The 17,031-nt window shown below is 70.7% G+C and carries 16 protein-coding genes; 8 read left to right on the top strand and 8 right to left on the bottom strand.

Annotated elements, in window-relative coordinates; translation table 11 throughout:
• Positions 1–471 precede the first annotated feature (471 nt).
• Positions 472–1,950 carry a PucR family transcriptional regulator gene (locus C6V83_RS15935; protein ID WP_105943220.1) on the bottom strand — a complete coding sequence of 493 codons (1,479 nt, stop codon included), beginning with the start codon at positions 1,948–1,950 and terminating at the stop codon, positions 472–474.
• A gap of 317 nt (positions 1,951–2,267) precedes the next feature.
• Positions 2,268–2,567 carry a hypothetical protein gene (locus tag C6V83_RS15930; RefSeq protein ID WP_105943219.1) on the bottom strand — a complete coding sequence of 100 codons (300 nt, stop codon included), beginning with the start codon at positions 2,565–2,567 and terminating at the stop codon, positions 2,268–2,270.
• 85 nt (positions 2,568–2,652) lie between these two features.
• Here C6V83_RS15930 and C6V83_RS15925 point away from each other — a divergent pair, with 85 nt between their 5' ends.
• The 7 genes from C6V83_RS15925 to C6V83_RS15895 all read left to right on the top strand — a co-directional run bounded on the left by C6V83_RS15925 (position 2,653) and on the right by C6V83_RS15895 (position 7,720).
• Positions 2,653–2,955, top strand: coding sequence for an urease subunit gamma (locus tag C6V83_RS15925; RefSeq protein ID WP_105943218.1), 303 nt, complete (start codon positions 2,653–2,655; stop codon positions 2,953–2,955).
• A gap of 10 nt (positions 2,956–2,965) precedes the next feature.
• A complete protein-coding gene (gene ureB / locus C6V83_RS15920; RefSeq protein ID WP_105943217.1) occupies positions 2,966–3,310 on the top strand; it encodes an urease subunit beta in 345 nt (114 codons plus the stop codon).
• The gene (locus C6V83_RS15915) at positions 3,310–5,013 is read left to right on the top strand and encodes an urease subunit alpha (RefSeq protein WP_105943216.1); all 1,704 of its coding nucleotides are present in this window, start codon (positions 3,310–3,312) and stop codon (positions 5,011–5,013) included. The genes ureB and C6V83_RS15915 overlap by 1 nt, the downstream gene beginning before the upstream one ends.
• Positions 5,013–5,846 (top strand): urease accessory protein UreF, encoded by an 834-nt coding sequence (locus C6V83_RS15910; RefSeq protein WP_234353771.1) that lies wholly within the window; start codon positions 5,013–5,015, stop codon positions 5,844–5,846. The genes C6V83_RS15915 and C6V83_RS15910 overlap by 1 nt, the downstream gene beginning before the upstream one ends.
• Positions 5,839–6,627: an urease accessory protein UreG gene (ureG, locus tag C6V83_RS15905; RefSeq protein ID WP_105943215.1), complete on the top strand. Its 789-nt coding sequence runs from the start codon at positions 5,839–5,841 to the stop codon at positions 6,625–6,627. The genes C6V83_RS15910 and ureG overlap by 8 nt, the downstream gene beginning before the upstream one ends.
• A 14-nt stretch (positions 6,628–6,641) precedes the next feature.
• Complete coding sequence (locus C6V83_RS15900) at positions 6,642–7,409, top strand: urease accessory protein UreD (protein ID WP_105943214.1); 768 nt, start codon at positions 6,642–6,644, stop codon at positions 7,407–7,409.
• 83 nt (positions 7,410–7,492) lie between these two features.
• The gene (locus C6V83_RS15895; RefSeq protein WP_105943213.1) at positions 7,493–7,720 is read left to right on the top strand and encodes a type IV toxin-antitoxin system AbiEi family antitoxin domain-containing protein; all 228 of its coding nucleotides are present in this window, start codon (positions 7,493–7,495) and stop codon (positions 7,718–7,720) included.
• A gap of 10 nt (positions 7,721–7,730) precedes the next feature.
• Here the strand turns inward: C6V83_RS15895 and C6V83_RS15890 are convergent, their stop codons facing one another.
• On the bottom strand, positions 7,731–7,967 hold the full coding sequence (locus tag C6V83_RS15890) for a hypothetical protein (protein ID WP_105943212.1): 237 nt from the start codon (positions 7,965–7,967) through the stop codon (positions 7,731–7,733).
• A 224-nt stretch (positions 7,968–8,191) separates the two neighbouring features.
• On the opposite strand from C6V83_RS15890, the gene ppsA reads away from it, so the two are divergent.
• Positions 8,192–10,510: a phosphoenolpyruvate synthase gene (ppsA, locus tag C6V83_RS15885; protein WP_234354011.1), complete on the top strand. Its 2,319-nt coding sequence runs from the start codon at positions 8,192–8,194 to the stop codon at positions 10,508–10,510.
• A 66-nt stretch (positions 10,511–10,576) separates the two neighbouring features.
• Here ppsA and C6V83_RS15880 read toward each other — a convergent pair whose 3' ends face one another.
• From C6V83_RS15880 to narJ, 5 genes are all read right to left on the bottom strand, one after another.
• Positions 10,577–13,096, bottom strand: coding sequence for a hypothetical protein (locus C6V83_RS15880; RefSeq protein ID WP_105943210.1), 2,520 nt, complete (start codon positions 13,094–13,096; stop codon positions 10,577–10,579).
• 109 nt (positions 13,097–13,205) lie between these two features.
• Positions 13,206–13,556: a cupin domain-containing protein gene (locus C6V83_RS15875; RefSeq protein ID WP_105943209.1), complete on the bottom strand. Its 351-nt coding sequence runs from the start codon at positions 13,554–13,556 to the stop codon at positions 13,206–13,208.
• Positions 13,553–14,779, bottom strand: a complete 1,227-nt coding sequence (locus tag C6V83_RS15870) for an MFS transporter (protein ID WP_105943208.1) — start codon at positions 14,777–14,779, stop codon at positions 13,553–13,555. Before C6V83_RS15870 ends, C6V83_RS15875 begins: the two co-directional genes overlap by 4 nt.
• Positions 14,776–15,534, bottom strand: a complete 759-nt coding sequence (gene narI / locus C6V83_RS15865; protein ID WP_105943207.1) for a respiratory nitrate reductase subunit gamma — start codon at positions 15,532–15,534, stop codon at positions 14,776–14,778. The genes C6V83_RS15870 and narI overlap by 4 nt, the downstream gene beginning before the upstream one ends.
• A complete protein-coding gene (gene narJ, locus C6V83_RS15860; RefSeq protein WP_105943206.1) occupies positions 15,531–16,238 on the bottom strand; it encodes a nitrate reductase molybdenum cofactor assembly chaperone in 708 nt (235 codons plus the stop codon). Before narJ ends, narI begins: the two co-directional genes overlap by 4 nt.
• Between the last annotated feature and the right edge of the window lie 793 nt (positions 16,239–17,031).

The raw sequence follows: 17,031 nt of genomic DNA, 5'->3' as shown, positions 1-17,031 counted from the left end.
GGCAGGGCGACGGAGGTGCTCCGAATTAGGTACGACTTCGCCGTGGACGACTCGGAATCGTCCGGGAGCTGACGTCGTCCCCGACTAGGTCGGGAACCCGCCTACCTCTGGAACCCCGGGTACGCGTACCCGACGCACGGTGAACCGTGCGACCGTCACGACGACGGTGTGACGGACGAAATTGACGACGACTGCGACGACTGCAGGGCCCCGGCGTTTGTCGTCGAGGCGCCTGCGGAGTGGCGATTCACCACTGAACTTCGGTCACGCCGGCTCGCGTTCGATGAGAACGGCCACGGCGAAGCCACCCTCGATGTGGTGGACTCGGCCTTTGAGATTCGCGCGCTGAGGCAAGACGCGGTTCATCCTCCTCGGTGCTCGGGGGCGCGGCACGCGCTGGTGACTCGACGAGCGCGAGCCGCCGTCGCGCGTCCTATCGCGCGATGACTGAGTGATCTCCGCGGTGGACGGTCACCGGAGTTCCAGTGCCACGTGCACGTCGACCCGATCGGCGAGATCTGACAGATTCCGGCCGATCAACTGCTCAGTGCGCCCGATCCGGTAACGGACCGTGTTCTGGTGCATGTCCATCGCGGTGGCGGTGCGCACCCACGAACAGTCGTTCGCCAGGAACTGGGCGAGGGTGTCGAGCAGACCGGCCTTGGTGGCGGCGTCATGCTCTTGGAGCGGACCCAGCACCCGGCGGACGAAGTCCGTCCGGACGTCGTCGGGCAGATGCGCGAACAGCGACGCGGCGGTGCCGAGCGAGTCGGCGGCCGTGATCGGCAGCGGGCACGACTCCGAGGATTCGCGGAAGCGGGCGGCCTGCCTCGCGCCGCGGACCGCGCCGTCGAAGCTGGCGCCGTCGGACATCGCGCAGTACCCGATCGACGGCGCGCCGAGCAGATCGACCACCCCCCGCAACCGCTGCCCGACGGCGGCGACCGTCGCGTCGGGCGAACCGGTCGGCAGGTGAGCGATGACGTCTCCGCCGTGAACGGCCACCGTCGCGTCTGCGACGGTTGCCGTCAGCGCATCACGGACCAGGGGGCGGGCCCGATCCGGGTCGTCGGAGCGGACCACCAGCACCGCTCCGCCGCCGGAACAGCCCGAACCCTGCGGCGCCGCAAGGCGCTCCGCCACGGCCAGATCGTCGTGTCGATCACGCAGCGCGAGCGATTCGGCCTCCCGCGCGTGCACCAGCGCGGCGACCGAAGCGAACTCGGCGAAGGCGTCCGCGGCGTCGGCCGGCAGAGTCTCCACTCGACCGTCGACCACCAGATGCCACGCACGCGCCGCGTCGTCGCACCGGCCGATCGGGAGCACCGTCCGTCCGGCCGTCGTCACCGGGACGGCGTCGGCGGTACGGGCTCCGCGCAGGAGCTCGTCGACGTCGTCGTCGGACAACCCTCGCCCGTGCGCACAGATGCGCCGTCCGGTGGCCGTCACGACCGTGCAGCCGACCCCGGTCGCGCCGACGACCACCGAGGCGAGGTCGTCCAACTCGCATCCGGCCGCCACCGACGCGAGGAGCCGGCGCGACTGGTTCAGGGCCGCCCGCATCCGGCAGGCGAGATCGGCGCGGTGGACGCGGAACTCCGCGGCGACGTCGTCGAACGAGACGTCCGCGGGCACGGACACCAGAGCGAGCCCGCGCGCCCGGCATGAGGCGACCACGCTCCTGGGAAGGCAACCCCCGGCACGGTCGACGCCCACCCCGACGGCGACGACGCCGCCGTCGTGTGCGGCGTCGAGCAGACGTTCGGTCTCGGCAGGATCGTCGACCTGGACGAGACGCATCAGCAGCAAGCCACCCCCGCCCGTCAGTCGCTGCGGCATCGGCCCCTCGGCCACCGACACCCCGCACACGGCCAGTTCCCGCGCACCGCCGGGGTCGACGGCGAGCTCCAGTCGCAGGGCGCGGTTCTCGAGCAGACGCCCCAACTGCATGTCGAAACCTCCAAGTCGATCTGTGCGCAGACACTAGGAAGCTCGTGTTGCCGGGGTGTTAAGGCGACGAAACACGCACGTTCGGAAACGCCCGCTCCGCCGGGTCCGCCGCAGACATGAGAAAGGCCGGGCACCTGATCGGTACCCGGCCTCGCCACGGTGACGCGCTACTTGAGGCGCTCCTCTTCTTCGCGCTCGAGCTGGTCGCGGCGGCGCTGCGCTTCCTTCTCTTCTTCCTCGATCAACTGCTCGCGCTCGTTCTTGTTGCTCATCGTCCACCCCTCTGGTGCGTCTGGTCGAAATGTACGACGTCGAGCCTACGGGTCGGCCCGCATCGACTTGCGGATCTCCTCGAGTTTGGCTTTGGCCGCCTCCTGGCGCTTGTCGAACGCCTCCTGGGCCTCCACCACTTCCGGGATCATTCCGGCGAGCTCTTCGCTGCCGACAGCTGTCGCCGCGCGCCTCTCGATCTTGTCCCGGACGTGGTCGAGCGTCGGGCGGCCGTCCTCGGTGTACCCGGTGACCTCCGCGTACGACGGCGCGGACGCCAGGCGGCCCGCCGAGTCGTCGGAGTCGACGGTGAACTCGGCGTCGATCGGATCGTTCGGGGTCGTCATGTGACCAGCCTGGCAAACCGGGCGGCTCACGACAAGGCGTGGCAGCATTGAGCGAGTCCGTCACGCTGCGAGAGGAGCCGCCGTCGTGCATTTCACGCCTGCCGAGACCGAGAAGCTGCTGCTGTCGGTCGCCGGGATGGTGGCGCGCGATCGGCATGCGCGCGGGATACCGCTGAACTATCCGGAGTCGATCGCGCTGCTGTCGACCTGGGTGATCGAACGCGCCCGGGAAGGAGTTCCGGTGACCGAACTGATGGAGACCGGGCGGTCGGTGCTCACCCGCGACGACGTGATGGACGGCGTCCCGGAGATGGTGACGGAAGTCCAGGTGGAGGCGACCTTCCCGGACGGCCGCAAGCTGGTGACCCTGCACCAGCCGATCGATTAGGAGCACGCACATGGCTTCGACGAGCAACTCCGGCTCCGCTCCCGGTGCCCACCGGGTGCGGCCGGGCGTCCTGGAACTGAATGCGGACCGGACCGACGACGAGCGGCTTGAGTTGGTCGTCGTGAACACCGGTGACCGGCCGGTGCAGATCGGCTCGCACCTGCATCTGCCGGATGCCAACGGCGCCTTGCACTTCGACCGCGTGGCCGCACACGGCTTCCGGCTCGACATCCCGGCCGGCACCTCGCAGCGCTTCGAACCCGGCGCCTCCCGGTCGGTCTCCGCGGTCGCCTTCCGCGGAGCACGGCGGATACCCGGCATCGCGATGGGCAAGACCGACGGAGGGGCGCTGTAGTGGTGCACATCGATCGTGAGCGCTACGCCGCCCTGTACGGTCCGACGGTCGGCGACCAGGTGCGGCTCGGCGACACCGACCTGTGGATCGAGATCGAGCGCGACCACACGTTCGGCGGCGAGGAGTCGGTCTTCGGCGGCGGCAAGTCGATCCGCGAGTCGATGAACCAGTCGGTGCGCACGCGCGCCGAGGGCGCCCCGGACACGGTGATCACCAATGTGATCGTGCTCGACTGGTGGGGCATCGTGCGTGCCGACGTCGGGATCCGCGACGGCCGCATCGTCGCCCTGGGACGCAGCGGCAACCCGGACGTCGCCGACGGGGTGCATCCGGACCTGGTGATCGGGCCGTCGACCGACGTGATCTCCGGAGAGGGCCGGATCCTCACGGCCGGCGCCATCGATTCGCACGTCCACCTGCTGTCGCCGTCGCAACTGCACGAGGCGCTGGCCACCGGGATCACCACCGTGATCGGCGGGGGAACCGGACCTTCCGAGGGATCCAAGGCCACCACGGTCACACCGGGCGGCTGGCATCTGGCGCGGATCCACCGGGCGCTCGACGAGGTGCCGGTGAACGTCGTGCTGCTCGGCAAGGGCAACACCGTGTCCGCGGAAGGCCTTGCCGAGCAGGCGCTTTCCGGTGCGGGCGGCTACAAGGTGCACGAGGACTGGGGCTCGACCCCGGCCGCGATCGATGCCGCGCTGACCGCCGCGGACCGCTGGGGCCTCCAAGTGGCGCTCCACTCGGACTCGCTCAACGAGTCCGGTTACGTGGACTCCACGATCGCCGCGATGAAGGGTCGCTCCATCCACGCCTTCCACGTCGAGGGCGCAGGCGGCGGCCACGCTCCGGACATCCTGTCGATCGCGTCGCTTCCGCACGTCCTGCCCGGCTCCACCAATCCCACGCTGCCGCACACGGTGAACACCGTCGCCGAGCACCTGGACATGCTGATGGTCTGCCATCACCTCAATCCGGCGGTGCCCGAGGACCTGGCCTTCGCCGAGTCGCGGATCCGCGCGACCACGATCGCCGCGGAAGACATCCTGCACGATCTCGGCGCGCTCTCCATCACCTCGTCCGACGCGCAGGCGATGGGCCGCATCGGCGAGGTGATCACCCGAACCTGGCAGGTGGCGCACGTGATGAAGCTGCGCCGGGGAGAGCTCGAAACAAGCTCTGCCGCAGACAATCTCCGGGCCCGGCGGTATGTGGCGAAGTACACGATCAATCCGGCGGTCGCCCACGGTCTCGACGACGAGATCGGCTCGGTGGAGCCCGGCAAGCTCGCCGACCTGACGCTCTGGGACCCGAAGCTCTTCGGTGTGCGGCCGGCCCTGGTGATCAAGGGCGGCGTGATCGCGTGGGCCGGACTCGGCGACCCGAACGCCTCCATCCCGACCCCGCAGCCGGTGCTGCAGCGTCCCGCCTTCGGCGATGCCATCGGCGCGGACCTCTCGGTCTCGTTCGTGTCTCCGGCAGCCCTCGACGACGGTCTGGCCGACCGGCTGGGTCTGCGCCGGCGGCTGGTCGCGCTCAAGTCCACGCGCGAGGTGAGCAAGGCGGACATGAAGAACAACGACGCCCTCCCGACGATCGACATCCGGCCGGACACCTTCGAGATCTCCATCGACGGCGAGCCGGTGACGCCCGCGCCCGCGGAACGACTGCCGCTGGCCCAGCTGTACACGATGTTCTGATGGCGCCCCACTCCGCTCAGCCGGCGCTGGGCGCGACGTCGACCGCTGCCGCAGCCGGAGGCAACCCGTTCGCCGCGATGCTCCTGGCGGATGCACGACTGCCCACGGGCGGACACGCGTACTCCGCCGGCGTGGAGCCCGCGCTGCGCGCCGGGCTGGCGCCGGATCGTCTGCGCGAGTACATGATCGGACGCGCGCGGACCACCTCGCTGGTCGAGGCTGGCACCGCCGTGGTGGCGCGGCACCTGCTCTCGCCGGCCGCGCCTTCGCAGTCGTCGAGCGTGGCCTCGGCGTATGGCTTGTCGCATGGGGAGTCGGTTGATTGCTCGTCGAGTAGGGCGTCGACCGAGCGAGGAACGAGCGAGGCCGGCGCCCGTATCGAGACGCTGCGCGCCTCCTGGGCGGCGCGCACTCCGGCGCCCGCCCTGCGAGAGGCCTCGGCGGCACAGGGCCGCGGCTTCCTTCGGCTCGCGCGGTCGCTCTGGCCGGACTCGCCGGTCCTGAAGATCCTCACGGCGCTGCAGCGTCCACCGTGCCGCGCGGTGGTGCTCGGCGGCATCGCCGTGATGGCGCCGATGAGCGCGGCCGAACTGGTGCGGCTGGTGATCTACGACGACGCCGCCACCGCGGCCGCGGCCCTGCTGAAGCTCGAGCCGCGTGATCCCGCCGAGGTGAGCGGCTGGGTCCTGGAGGCGTGCGCGGCGGGGGAGCCCTCCGTCGGCGGCCTGGCCGCACTCACCGATCCCGACGCGATCCCCGCGTCGGGTGCTCCGCAGACCGAGGAATGGGCGCAGGCCCACGCGGTCATGAACCAGAGGTTGTTCCGTGCCTGATTCTATTGCTTCGCCCGATTCCGCTGTCACCCGAGGCGACGTCCGCGCCTTCCGGCTCGGTGTCGCCGGGCCGGTCGGCACCGGGAAGTCGTCGTTGATCGCGACGGTGTGCCGGGCGCTGTCGGATTCCGACCCGGCCCGCTCGCAGGTCCGGATCGGCGTCATCACCAACGACATCTACACCGATGAGGACGCGCGCTTCCTCAAGTCCGCCGGGGTGCTCGACCCGGAACGGATCCGTGCGGTGGAGACCGGCGCCTGCCCGCACACCGCGATCCGCGACGACGTCACCGAGAACCTGCTCGCCGCCGAAGACCTGGAACGCGACTTCGCTCCGCTCGACCTGGTCCTGATCGAATCCGGGGGAGACAATCTCACCGCCACCTTCTCACCCGCCCTGGTGGACGCGCAGATCTTCGTCCTCGACGTCGCCGGCGGCGGCGACGTGGCGCGCAAGGGCGGGCCGGGGATAGCGCGCGCAGATCTGCTGGTGGTCAACAAGACCGACCTGGCGCCGCATGTGGGCGTGGACGTGCCGGCGATGATCGCCGATGCGACCGCGGCCCGCGAGGGCGGCCCGGTGCTGGGCCTGTCCAAGCACGACCCCGCGTCCGTCGACTGGCTGCGCGGATGGGTGCTGGAGATGCTTGCGGCGCATCGGTCGGGATCGCACACACCGGTCGACCCGGGCCCGATGGCGCCGCACTTCCACGCCGACGACGAACACCCCGACGGCGGATACGTGCACGCGCACGACCACGCGGACTCCCACACCCACTGAGAGCGGGACCGCAGATGGCGACCACCGTCGTCGACGTCCGTGCCGCACCGGTGCGCGAACCTTCGGCCGGCCCGGGCGGCGAGCGAAGCGGACTCTCGTCCTCGCGCGCCCGGGTCACGATGTCGTCCGGCGCCGGCACAGCCCTGGTGCCGCGGCTGATCGGCCGCACCGAACGCTCCGCGCAGGTCGCCCTGGTGGCCGGGGGTGCGATGCTGCTCGGCGGGGACCGCCTGGACGTGCGGCTCGCGGTGGGCGCGGGGTGCACCCTGGAACTCACCGAGGTGGGCGGCACAGTGGCGTACGACTCCGACGGGGTGGCGTCGTCCTGGACCGTCGACGCCGACCTCGGTCCGGGCGCGACACTGGTCTGGATGGGTCTCGAGACGGTCGTGGCGAGCGGCGCCGACCTGACGCGGACGCTGCGGCTGCGCCTGGGCCCGGGGGCGTGCGCGCTGATCCGGGAAACCACGGTGCTCGGCCGCAGCGGCGAGCACGGGGGTCGGGCGCGGCTGGTCAGCGACGTGCGCTACGACGGAGTGCCCCTGCTGGTGGAGGATTTCGACGTGCGCGGCGATCACCCGGTGCCGGGAATCTGCGACGGCGCCCGCGTGGTCGACACGGTTCTGTTGGCTGGCCGACGGCCAGCCGATGCGGCCGGGTCGATGGCCTTGGACGGCCCGGGCGCGCTGGCCCGGTTCCTCGGCGACCAGACGCATCGGAGCCCGATGCCGGGGGTCTGGTCGCGTTGGGCAGCCGAACTCGGCGGCGCGGCGAGGGGCTAGCCGCGGCCCGGTGCCGTCGGCCGTTTCACCGATCGCCCGGCGTGTCGAGGGAACCGTCGCGCGGGCCGCTGCGTCTAACAGGCATGGGGATCGAGAACGGGGTGTTCAACAAGCACGACCTGGCGCGTCTCGGGGTGTCCCGGGCCGAACTGCGCAGGCACGTCGACGACGGTGCGCTGACGCGGCTGTGCGCCGGCTGGTACCTCCGGACATGCGAGCACGATCCGGTGGCCGCGGCGCAGGTACGTGCCCGGCCGTGGTGGCGGCGCTGGCGCATCGCGGACTCGCGGACGCTGAACGGGACCCGGTGAACTCGGGGATTCAGTCCAGGGCGGTGCGCTTGCGTCCGAACAGCAGGTACAGGCCGGGCAGCACGCCCATCGAACTGACCAGGGACAGACCTGCGCCCCACAGCCACTTCGGGCCGTTCACCTCGGCCGAGCTGCGGGTGGCCAGATCGCGGCCGGCCCAGACGCGCAGCCCCGCGTCGAGGGCGGTGGCGGTGATGATCGCGCCCTTCTGACCGCCGGACAGATCGTTCCACTTGGTCTTGGCCATGGTTCTCCTTCTGCGAACGGCTGGATCGGCTCCACGGTAGCGCGCGCCGACGACGTCGGCGCGGAGCCCGCGCCGACGACGGGACCTTGGCCTCATGACCTCTGCCGCGACGGCTCGTAGCGTCAGAAGCGGGGCTGGGTGATGCGAGAGGAATGCCAGTGACCGAGCGACATGTCGGTGAGCAGCATGCCGGCGAACAAGAATCGAGCGGGCCCGAGGCGGGCGTGCGACCCACCGGGGCGGCCTGGGTCCGCGGACTGAGCGAACTCGGACTGGCCGACGCCCCGTCCGTCGGCGGCAAGGGGGCGAATCTCGGCGAACTGATCCGCGGAGGTTTCCCGGTACCGGGTGGCTTCGTCGTCACCAAAGAGGCCTACCTCGCGGCCGTCGAGGCGGCCGGACTGCGCGACGAGCTCGCCGCCCATGCGCTGCCGCCGGCCGAAATGGCGGAGGACGAGCTCCTCGCGCTCGCCGACGTGCTGCGCGCCAAGCTGTCCCAGGTCCCGATGCCGCCGGAGATCGCGGCGGCTGTGGTGGCTCGATACCACGAGCTCGGCGACGACCGACGCGTCGCCGTCCGATCCTCGGCACCCGCCGAGGACGCCGCGGACACCTCGTTCGCCGGTATCCACGACAGTTTCACCGACGTCGAAGGCGCGCAGAACCTGCTGGCCGCGGTCAACCGCTGCTGGCAGTCGCTGTGGTCGGCGCGCGCGATGACCTACCGCCGGGTGCAGAACGTGACGGAGGAGCCGTCGGTGGCGGTGGTCGTGCAGCTGATGGCCGACTCGGTGAGTGCCGGAGTGATGTTCACCGTCGACCCGCGCTCCGGGGACGCCGGCCAGATCCTGATCGAGGCCGCACACGGCCTCGGGGAGGTGGTGGTCGGCGGCCAGGTGGAACCCGACACGTATCTCGTCGGCAAGTCGCCCAGACGGATCCTCGACGTGCACCTCGGTGCGCAGGACTTCCAGTTGGTCGCCGGTCGCAGCGCCGCCGAGGTCCCTGAGCGCATCGACGAGGCAGGCCGCGGCGCTCGGGTCCTGTCCGACGAGCAGATCCTGGCCCTCGCGCAGATCGCCGTAGACGCCGAAGCCCACTACGGTGCGCCGCAAGACATGGAGTTCTCGTTCTGTGCGCGGCCGGACGGGAGTGGACTCGACGCCTTCATCGTGCAGTCGCGGCCGATCACCACGCTCGAGGGTGCGGCCCGGACCGGCTCGGTGAACGGCGACTCGATGCACGGCGACTCGGTGCACGGCGGGGAGGTACTGGTCACCGGGCTCGGGGCCAGCCCGGGCACGGCGACGGGACGGGTCCGGATCATGCGGGAGGTGTCGCAGGCCTCCGCGCTGAACGACGGCGACGTGTTGGTGGCGCCGATGACGCGTCCGGACTGGCTGCCGGTCTTGCGGCGCGCCTCGGCGATCGTGACCGACGGCGGGGGGATCACCTGCCACGCGGCGATCGTCGGGCGGGAACTCGGCAAGCCGGTGGTGGTCGGGGCCCGCGGAGCCACCGGCACGCTCACCGAAGGCGAGCTGGTCACCGTCGACGGCGCCGCCGGGACGATCACCGCGGGTGCGCCGGTGGTGGTGGCGGTGTCGCCGGCCGGCGCGACACCGCCCGGACCGGTTCGGGAACTCAGCGCGACGCGGGTGTACGTGAATCTCGCGACGCCGGACTCCGCCGAGGAGGTGGCTGCGATGGACGTCGACGGGGTGGGACTGCTGCGGGCGGAGTTCATGATCACCGAGGCGCTCGGCGGGCTGCATCCCGCGAAGCTACTGGAGCAGGGGCGGCGCGACGAGTACGTGGAGAAGATGGCCGCCGGAGTCGCGAAGATCGCGGCCGCCTTCGCCGACCGGCCGGTGGTGTACCGCGCGATCGATCTGCGGTCCAACGAGTTCGCGGCGCTCGAGGGCGGTGACTCCGAACCCGACGAGGACAACCCGATGATCGGCTATCGAGGTTGCTACCGGTACGTGCGCGAGCCCGAACTGTTCCGGCTCGACCTCGACGTGATCGCCGCGGTCCGGCGCCGCCACCCGAACGTGCACCTGATGATTCCGTTCGTGCGGACCAGATGGGAACTGCATGAGTGCCTGGCGCTGCTCGATGAGCATCCGCTCGGCGCCGACACCGGGCTGAAGCGGTGGATCATGGCCGAGGTCCCGTCCGTGGTGTACTGGCTCGACGAGTACGCGGCGATGGGCATCGACGGGGTGTCGATCGGCAGCAACGACCTCACCCAGCTGGTGCTCGGGGTCGACCGCGACTCCGAGGTGTGCAAGGACCTGTTCGACACCATGGACCCGGCCGTGCTCGACGTGATCGACCGGATCATCGAGCGGGCGACCGCGGCGGGAATGACCACCTCGCTGTGCGGACAGGCGGTGTCGCTGTACCCGGAGCTCGCCGAGCATCTGGTGCGGTGCGGGATCACCTCGGTGTCGGTGACTCCGGACGTCGCGGCCCGGACCCGCCACAACGTGGCGGTCGCCGAGCGCGCGATCATCCTGGATGCCGCCCGGCGCCGCTGAGCCGCGCCTTGCCGGACGACACCGGACCGCTCAGCGCCGCGGGCGGCGATGTTCCCTCGGCGGCCCCTATTCGTCCGGCGTCGTCCGCGGCGGCGGGGTGTCGACGAGCTCGGCGATGAGCGCCGGCCACGCCGGCTCGCGGACGTAGTTGCTGTGGCCGCGGTCGAACGCGAATTCGGGGTCGATCGGCGGATCGGGCAGCCATCGTTCGTTACCGAGGCGCAGGACCCGGGTCCGGCCGGCCGCGTCGCGCGGGTCGGCGTTCACGATCACCCCGGGCTGCCGTTCACGCCAGCCCCGGTGCGTGCCGCGCCGCGGGTCGCCGACGGCGTCCCTGTCGAGGACAGTGGCGACCGGATGCGGTGCCAGGCCGGACCCGGGCGAGCCCTCGTGCCAGCGCGGCTCCCACGAGAGCACCGGACCGCCGACCGGATCGGTGAAGCGGACGACGTTGATCCAGCGGCCGTCGAGACCGGTCAGCAGAGCCAGATGGCGGTCGAAGTCGAGGAAGCGCGGGAAGGCGCGACCGTACAGCCACTGCAGCTGTGATCCGTAGGTGAGCAGACTGAGCCGCTCGGTTCGGTCCCCGGTCGTCAGTTGATGCGCCGCGATGTACATGATGAGCGAGCCCTGGCTGTGTCCGCTGAGCACCAGGTGCGTGTCCCGATGGCGAGGGTCGTTCCGCAGGTCCCGGACCTTCGCCACGATGTCGCTGACGACGGTCGGCGCATAGGCGGGCGGCACCACCGGATGGCCTTCGCGAGGCCAGAACGCCGCCACGTCCCAGAGCACGCCGAGGGTGCGGCCGGCACCGTCGGGACGACTCGTCGCGCGCTGGATCGCCCATGCGAGGCCGCCGACGAAGACGATCAGCACCACGGTGCCGAAGATCCGGAGCCCGGCGTTGAGCGCTGCCATCGCCTGCCAATCCGGACGCGCCCGGTCCGGGTCGGCCCAGTCCGGATCGGTGTAGTACAGCGTCATCACCCAGACGACGAACGCGACGGTGAGTGCGGCCAGAACGCCGGCCACCCGCGGCAGCCGGTGGTTGGCCTGGGCGATCCACCACCGCCGCCGCCACCGCCGGAGAGCGGCGGCCGGCGGCGGCGCGCTCCGGGCACCCGTGGGGAACGACAACGCGCGGGCGACCGGGTGGCGCGGACGCCATCCGCTGCGCAGCCACAGCGCCGCCCCCGTCAGCGCGGTGAACACGACGGCAGCGCCGACCAGGCCCCACAGGAGACTGAGTTGGTCGTAGACGGCCGGAAGGTGCAGAGCGGTCGGCGATTCGGGGCGTTTGCTGCCGCCGGCCGCCAGGGCGAACACGCGCGCGAGGCCGGCGCCGAACCCGGCGCCGAGGAGCACGGCGCCGCCGGCGACCACCAGCGGGGACCAGCCCCGGATCCACGGCCGGAACGGTGCCGGGAAAGGCCGCCACCGCGACCGGTCGGCGCACACGAGCGGGATCATTACCGCGAACAGGAGGAGCCAGAGGGCCAGGCACGCGAGCAAGACCAGGACGACCGTCGCGCCGATACCCGCGCCCACGACGCCCGGATCGGCGAGCCGCCCGGGCAGGACGCGCCAGCCGAGCACGCCGACCGCGGCGTAGGCGGCGACCGTCAGCAGGACCCCTGCCGTGCGAAAAGCGGTGTTGCACGTCCAGGCGTGCAAGGCGGCGGTCGCCGCGGCACTGTACGGAACATCGAGGAGGGCGGTCGCCACGGCGAGGGCGATGAGCACGCCCGCGGCCGTCCACCAGCCCGGCGTCTGCCGGTTCGCGGTACTGAGGACGGTCAGGGCCAGCGCGGTCGGGACGGCCAGCCCGTGCAGCGCGCGCAACAGCGGGGCGGTGATCTCGCCGTCGAGGAGGTCGTCGGTGGCCGCGCGCGTCCCCGGTTCGGCGGCGACCGGGTCGGGGACGCCGTGCTGATCGACGTCGGTGAACCGGGCGGTGACGGCACCGATCATCAACAGCAGCGCCACCGCGCCGGTCGAGAGCACGGCGGCGCGCCGGTGGTCGGCGGCGAGCCAGTCCCGCAGCGGCAGTCCGGTGAGGCATTCGGCGCCGAAGTCCGTGCGCGGCTGCGCCAGGCACTGCCCGGCGAAGAGGTCGATGGCGACCAGGCCCAGCTGGACGGTGAAGAGCACGGTCAGCGCCAGACCGAGGACGTGGACCACGGCCCGCGCCAGGTGGGGCGGCCGGGCCCGGGCGGGGCGTGCGGGGTCCGGCGCGGCACCGTCGTCCGGTCGGTCGGGGACCCCGGGGAGCATCGTGTAGGCCAGATTGATCAGGGCGAACGGGATGAGCAGGGCCCAGAGCGCTTTGCGCCAGCCGCCGGAGGTCATCGCGCCCCAGTGATAGGCCCACACCTCGCGGTCCGGATCCCCCGGCGCGGAGACCGGATCGCCGGCGGCGTCCACGCAGCGGACGAACGCCCGATCCGCGGCGCGCGGGCCCGGTACGGAGACGACGCAGCGGGGATCCGCCGGTCCCGCCGCGTCCGCGAGGATGTGGTGCGCTGGGGTTCCGCTGACGCCGTGCGTGCGGATCTCCAGGATGCGGGGGCCGCTCCCGTGTACCATGCCGCCTCCCTCGTCGCCCCCTCGGACGTCAAGCTACGCCGGGACCGGACGGTGCGCCGGACTTTGCGGCCCGGGAGTCAGGGAGTCGGGGCGTCAGAGTGCCGGGGAGTCAGAGTGCCACGGTCAGGAGCACCACCGCGTCGGTCGTGGCGGTCAGACCGTGGCGCACCAGCGGGATGTCGGCGCGGTGGCCCACACCGAGGGGCAGGTCGGCCTCCCCGGGGACGGTCAGCCGGACCTCGCCGCGCAATACCTGCAGGGTGGCCTCGCCGGGGCTCTCGTGATCGCTCAGGGCGTGGCCGGCCGCCAGGGCGATCACCGTCTCGCGGAGCCGGTCGCCGGTGCGTTGTTCTCCCGGACTCGTCGAAGGACGGACGGTCTCGGCGGCACGACCGCTGTGCGCGGCTCGTGCCTGCCCGAGCAACTCGTCGGCCAGTGCGTTCAGATCGGTGACACTCATGCGTCCGCCTCCTTCTTCTGGCGAGGGATGCCGAAGATCGTGAACAGGCAGGCGACCGCGGCGAATGCGACGAGCAGCGCCAGACCGACCGTGTACGAGTGCGTCACCGGGTCGTAGGTCGCACCCATCACCAGGGGCGGGAAGAAGCCGCCGAGCCCGCCGGCCGCGCCGACCAGTCCGGTGACCGCGCCGACGCGGGCCGGCGGGGACGCCACCGCGACCCACGCGAACACCGAGCCGGCGCCCATGCCCATCATCACCGCCATCAGCAGGAAGTCCGCGCCCGCCCACCACGGCATCGACGGCTTGAAGATCATCCAGACGGCCAGCACGGCCGCGCCGCCGCACGAGATCGCGGTGATCAGCCGCGGACCGAACTTGTCCGACAGCGCGCCGCCGATCGGCCGGGCGATCACCGCGGCGATCGCGAAGCCCGCGGTCCGTGCGCCGGCGGATGTGAGATCGGTCATGTTGTAGACGTCGTTCAGGTAGGTCGGCAGATAGGTGGAGAACGCGACGAAACCGCCGAAGGCCGCCGCGTAGAGGAATGACATCTGCCAGGTGATCGGCAGCTTCAGGGCGCTCACCAGCTTGGGCACGGCGGGCTCGGTGTTCGGCGCGAAGGTGGGAGCGTCGCGCATCACGAGCCAGCAGACCGCAGCCACCACGACGAGCGCCACCGCGATGATCACGTGCGTCGCGAAGTAGCCGAACCACTCCTTGAACCGCGGGGTGAAGAACGCCGACAGGGCGGTGCCGCCCATGCCCGCGCCGAACACGCCGGTCGCGAAACCGCGCCGGCTGGCCTGGTACCAGTTGTTCAGGAACGGGATCCCGGCGGCGAAGCTGGTGCCGGCGATACCCAGGAAGAAGCCGATCACGATCATCATCGGGAACGACTTCAGCAGGCCGGCGACCGCCACCAGGAGCACGAACGGCGCCGACAACAGCAGCAGAACGGTGAACATGACGCGGCCGCCGAAGCGGGGCGTCAGCACGCCCACCACGATCCGGCCGAGCGAGCCCACCAGGATCGGCACCGCGATGAGGACCGACTTCTGCGACGACGAGAGGTCCATCTCGCCCTCACTCGCGTAGAAGACTCCCAGCGGTGCGATCAGATTCCACGCCCAGAAGGTGATCGCGAACGCGAGCGTCGCCAGGATCAGATTCCGGGTCTGGGCGGCCGCGGTGACCCCCGCGGGCAACGTGTCGGTACTCATGAATCACGATCCTCGGTGCCGACCGGAACCCAGGCGCGCGACTGCGGGGTGGTGCCCCGTCTCGTGCCCGGTGCCACCCGGTCACGGCTGCGGTAGACGATGTACGGGCGGAAGAAGTAGTGCAGCGGAGCGGTGAACATGTGCACCAGGCGGGTGAACGGCACCAGAATGAACAGGAGCATGCCGAGCAGCACGTGCACGTGGAATCGCAGCGGCGCCGCGTCCATCGCGTGGATGTCGGGCTGTAGGACGAAGATCGATCGGAACCACGGTGCGACGGTCTCGCGGTAGTTGACCCCCGGCCCGTGCGGATCGATCATCCCCACCACGGTGATGTAGGTCCCCGCGATCATGGCCGCGACCAGCATCACGTACATGAGCTTGTCGTTGTTGGTGGTCGCCGCGAATACGGGACCGGTCGTGCGACGACGATAGATCAGGATCGCGACCCCGACGAGTGCGGCGATAGCCGCGATGATCCCGCCGACCGCGGCCACCCAGTGGTACATGTCTTCGCTGATGCCGATCGCGTGGGTCCACGATTCCGGGATCACCAGGCCGATCGCGTGCCCCACGATCACCAGGAGGATTCCGTAGTGAAACAGCGGCGAGCCGATCCGGAGCAGCCGGGACTCATAGAGCTCGGACGACCGCGTGGTCCAGCCGAACTTGTCGTACTTGAAGCGCCAGATGGTGCCGCCGATCACCGCGATCAGTGCCAGATAGGGGACGACGCCCCAGAGGAAGAGGCTCATCGCGGCGCCCCCGTGCGTTTCGGTCCAGTCATCATCGACATCTCCTTCGACGTGAAGAGCGGAAGCAGTCGCGGGTCGCCGGGTTCGAGGCCGACTCGTTCGACCGCAGGCGAGCTCGTTCGCATGGACTGTGCGGTGGCCTTGTCGGCCGGGGAGTCGCCGGGCAACGTCGCACAGACGGCTGCCAGCACATCGGCGTACGGAGAGTCCTTCTCCTGCAGTGCGATCCGGATCAGTTCCAGCGAAGCCCGATGCTCGATGAGCAGCATCCGGCCGGTCTCCGGGTTCACGCGCGCGGCGAACTCGAGGACCATCGGCAGGTAGTCGGGGAGTTCGCCGTGCGTGTCCACCAGGAAGTCCGATTCGCGATAGGTCTGCTTGATGGCGGCGAGGGCGCTGCCTCGCCGTCGGGTGTCCCCGTCCGACCAGTACGTCAGGTACAGCGTCTGATGCCGGGACAGGTCGAAGTCGCGAACGTAGCTTTCTCGCAAGACGTCCGGGTCGGTGGTGTCCAAGTGTCCGGCGAACCGGGTCAGCGCCCGGGTCGACGCCGAGTCCGGCTGTCCGGCGAGCGCATCGTGCAGCAGGCCGGCCTGGGCGAGGAGGGTCTCGTCCGGGTACTGCAGGCAGAGCGACGCGATCTGGTAGATCACGCGGCTCTCGCGATCGGAGGTCGCCCGGTTCGGCCGGCGGAACAGGCTCATCGGTCACGGCCCTTCGGTCGGCGGTGCCGCTCGCGGGGGAGGGAACGGCCCGGTGCGGTGGTCGGCGACTGATCCCGTTCGCGGGGGCGGAAGCGATCCCGTGCGGTGGTCGGTGGTTGATCCTGTGTGGTGGTCGAGTAGTGCGGCGAGCGGAGTGAGTCGTGCGTATCGAGACCTGGCAGTGTGGTGGGGGTGGGTCTCGATACGGCTCGGCTGGCGCCTCGCCTACTCGACCAGCATGTGGTGGCGTCTCGTTTGGTGGTGGGCGGCTGGTTTTGTGTGGTGGTCGAGTAGTGCGGCGAGCGGAGTGAGTCGTGCGTATCGAGACCTGGTGGTGTGGTGGGGGTGGGTCTCGATACGGCTCGGCTGGCGCCTCGCCTACTCGACCAGCATGTGGTGGCGTCTCGTTTGGTGGTGGGCGGCTGGTTTTGTGTGGTGGTCGAGTAGTGCGGCGAGCGGAGTGAGTCGTGCGTATCGAGACCTGGTGGTGTGGTGGGGGTGGGTCTCGATACGGCTCGGCTGGCGCCTCGCCTACTCGACCAGCAGGTGTTGGCGCCTCGCCTACTCGACCAGCAGGTGTTGGCGCCTCGCCTACTCGACCAGCAGGTGTTGGCGCCTCGGCTACTCGACCAGCAGGTGTTGGCGCCTCGGCTACTCGACCTGCAGGTGTTGGCGCCTCGGCTACTCGACCTGCATGTGGTGGCGCCTCGGCTACTCGACCTGCAGGTGTTGGCGCCTCGTCGGCTCGGGGAGCACGCGTTGGCGTTTTGCCTGCTCGACGACCAGCACAGAC

It is taken from the genome of Gordonia iterans, assembly GCF_002993285.1.
GTDB lineage: Bacteria > Actinomycetota > Actinomycetes > Mycobacteriales > Mycobacteriaceae > Gordonia > Gordonia iterans.
The sequence above is the reverse complement of the archived record's forward strand: the minus strand, read 5'-3'. Positions and strand labels throughout refer to the sequence as shown.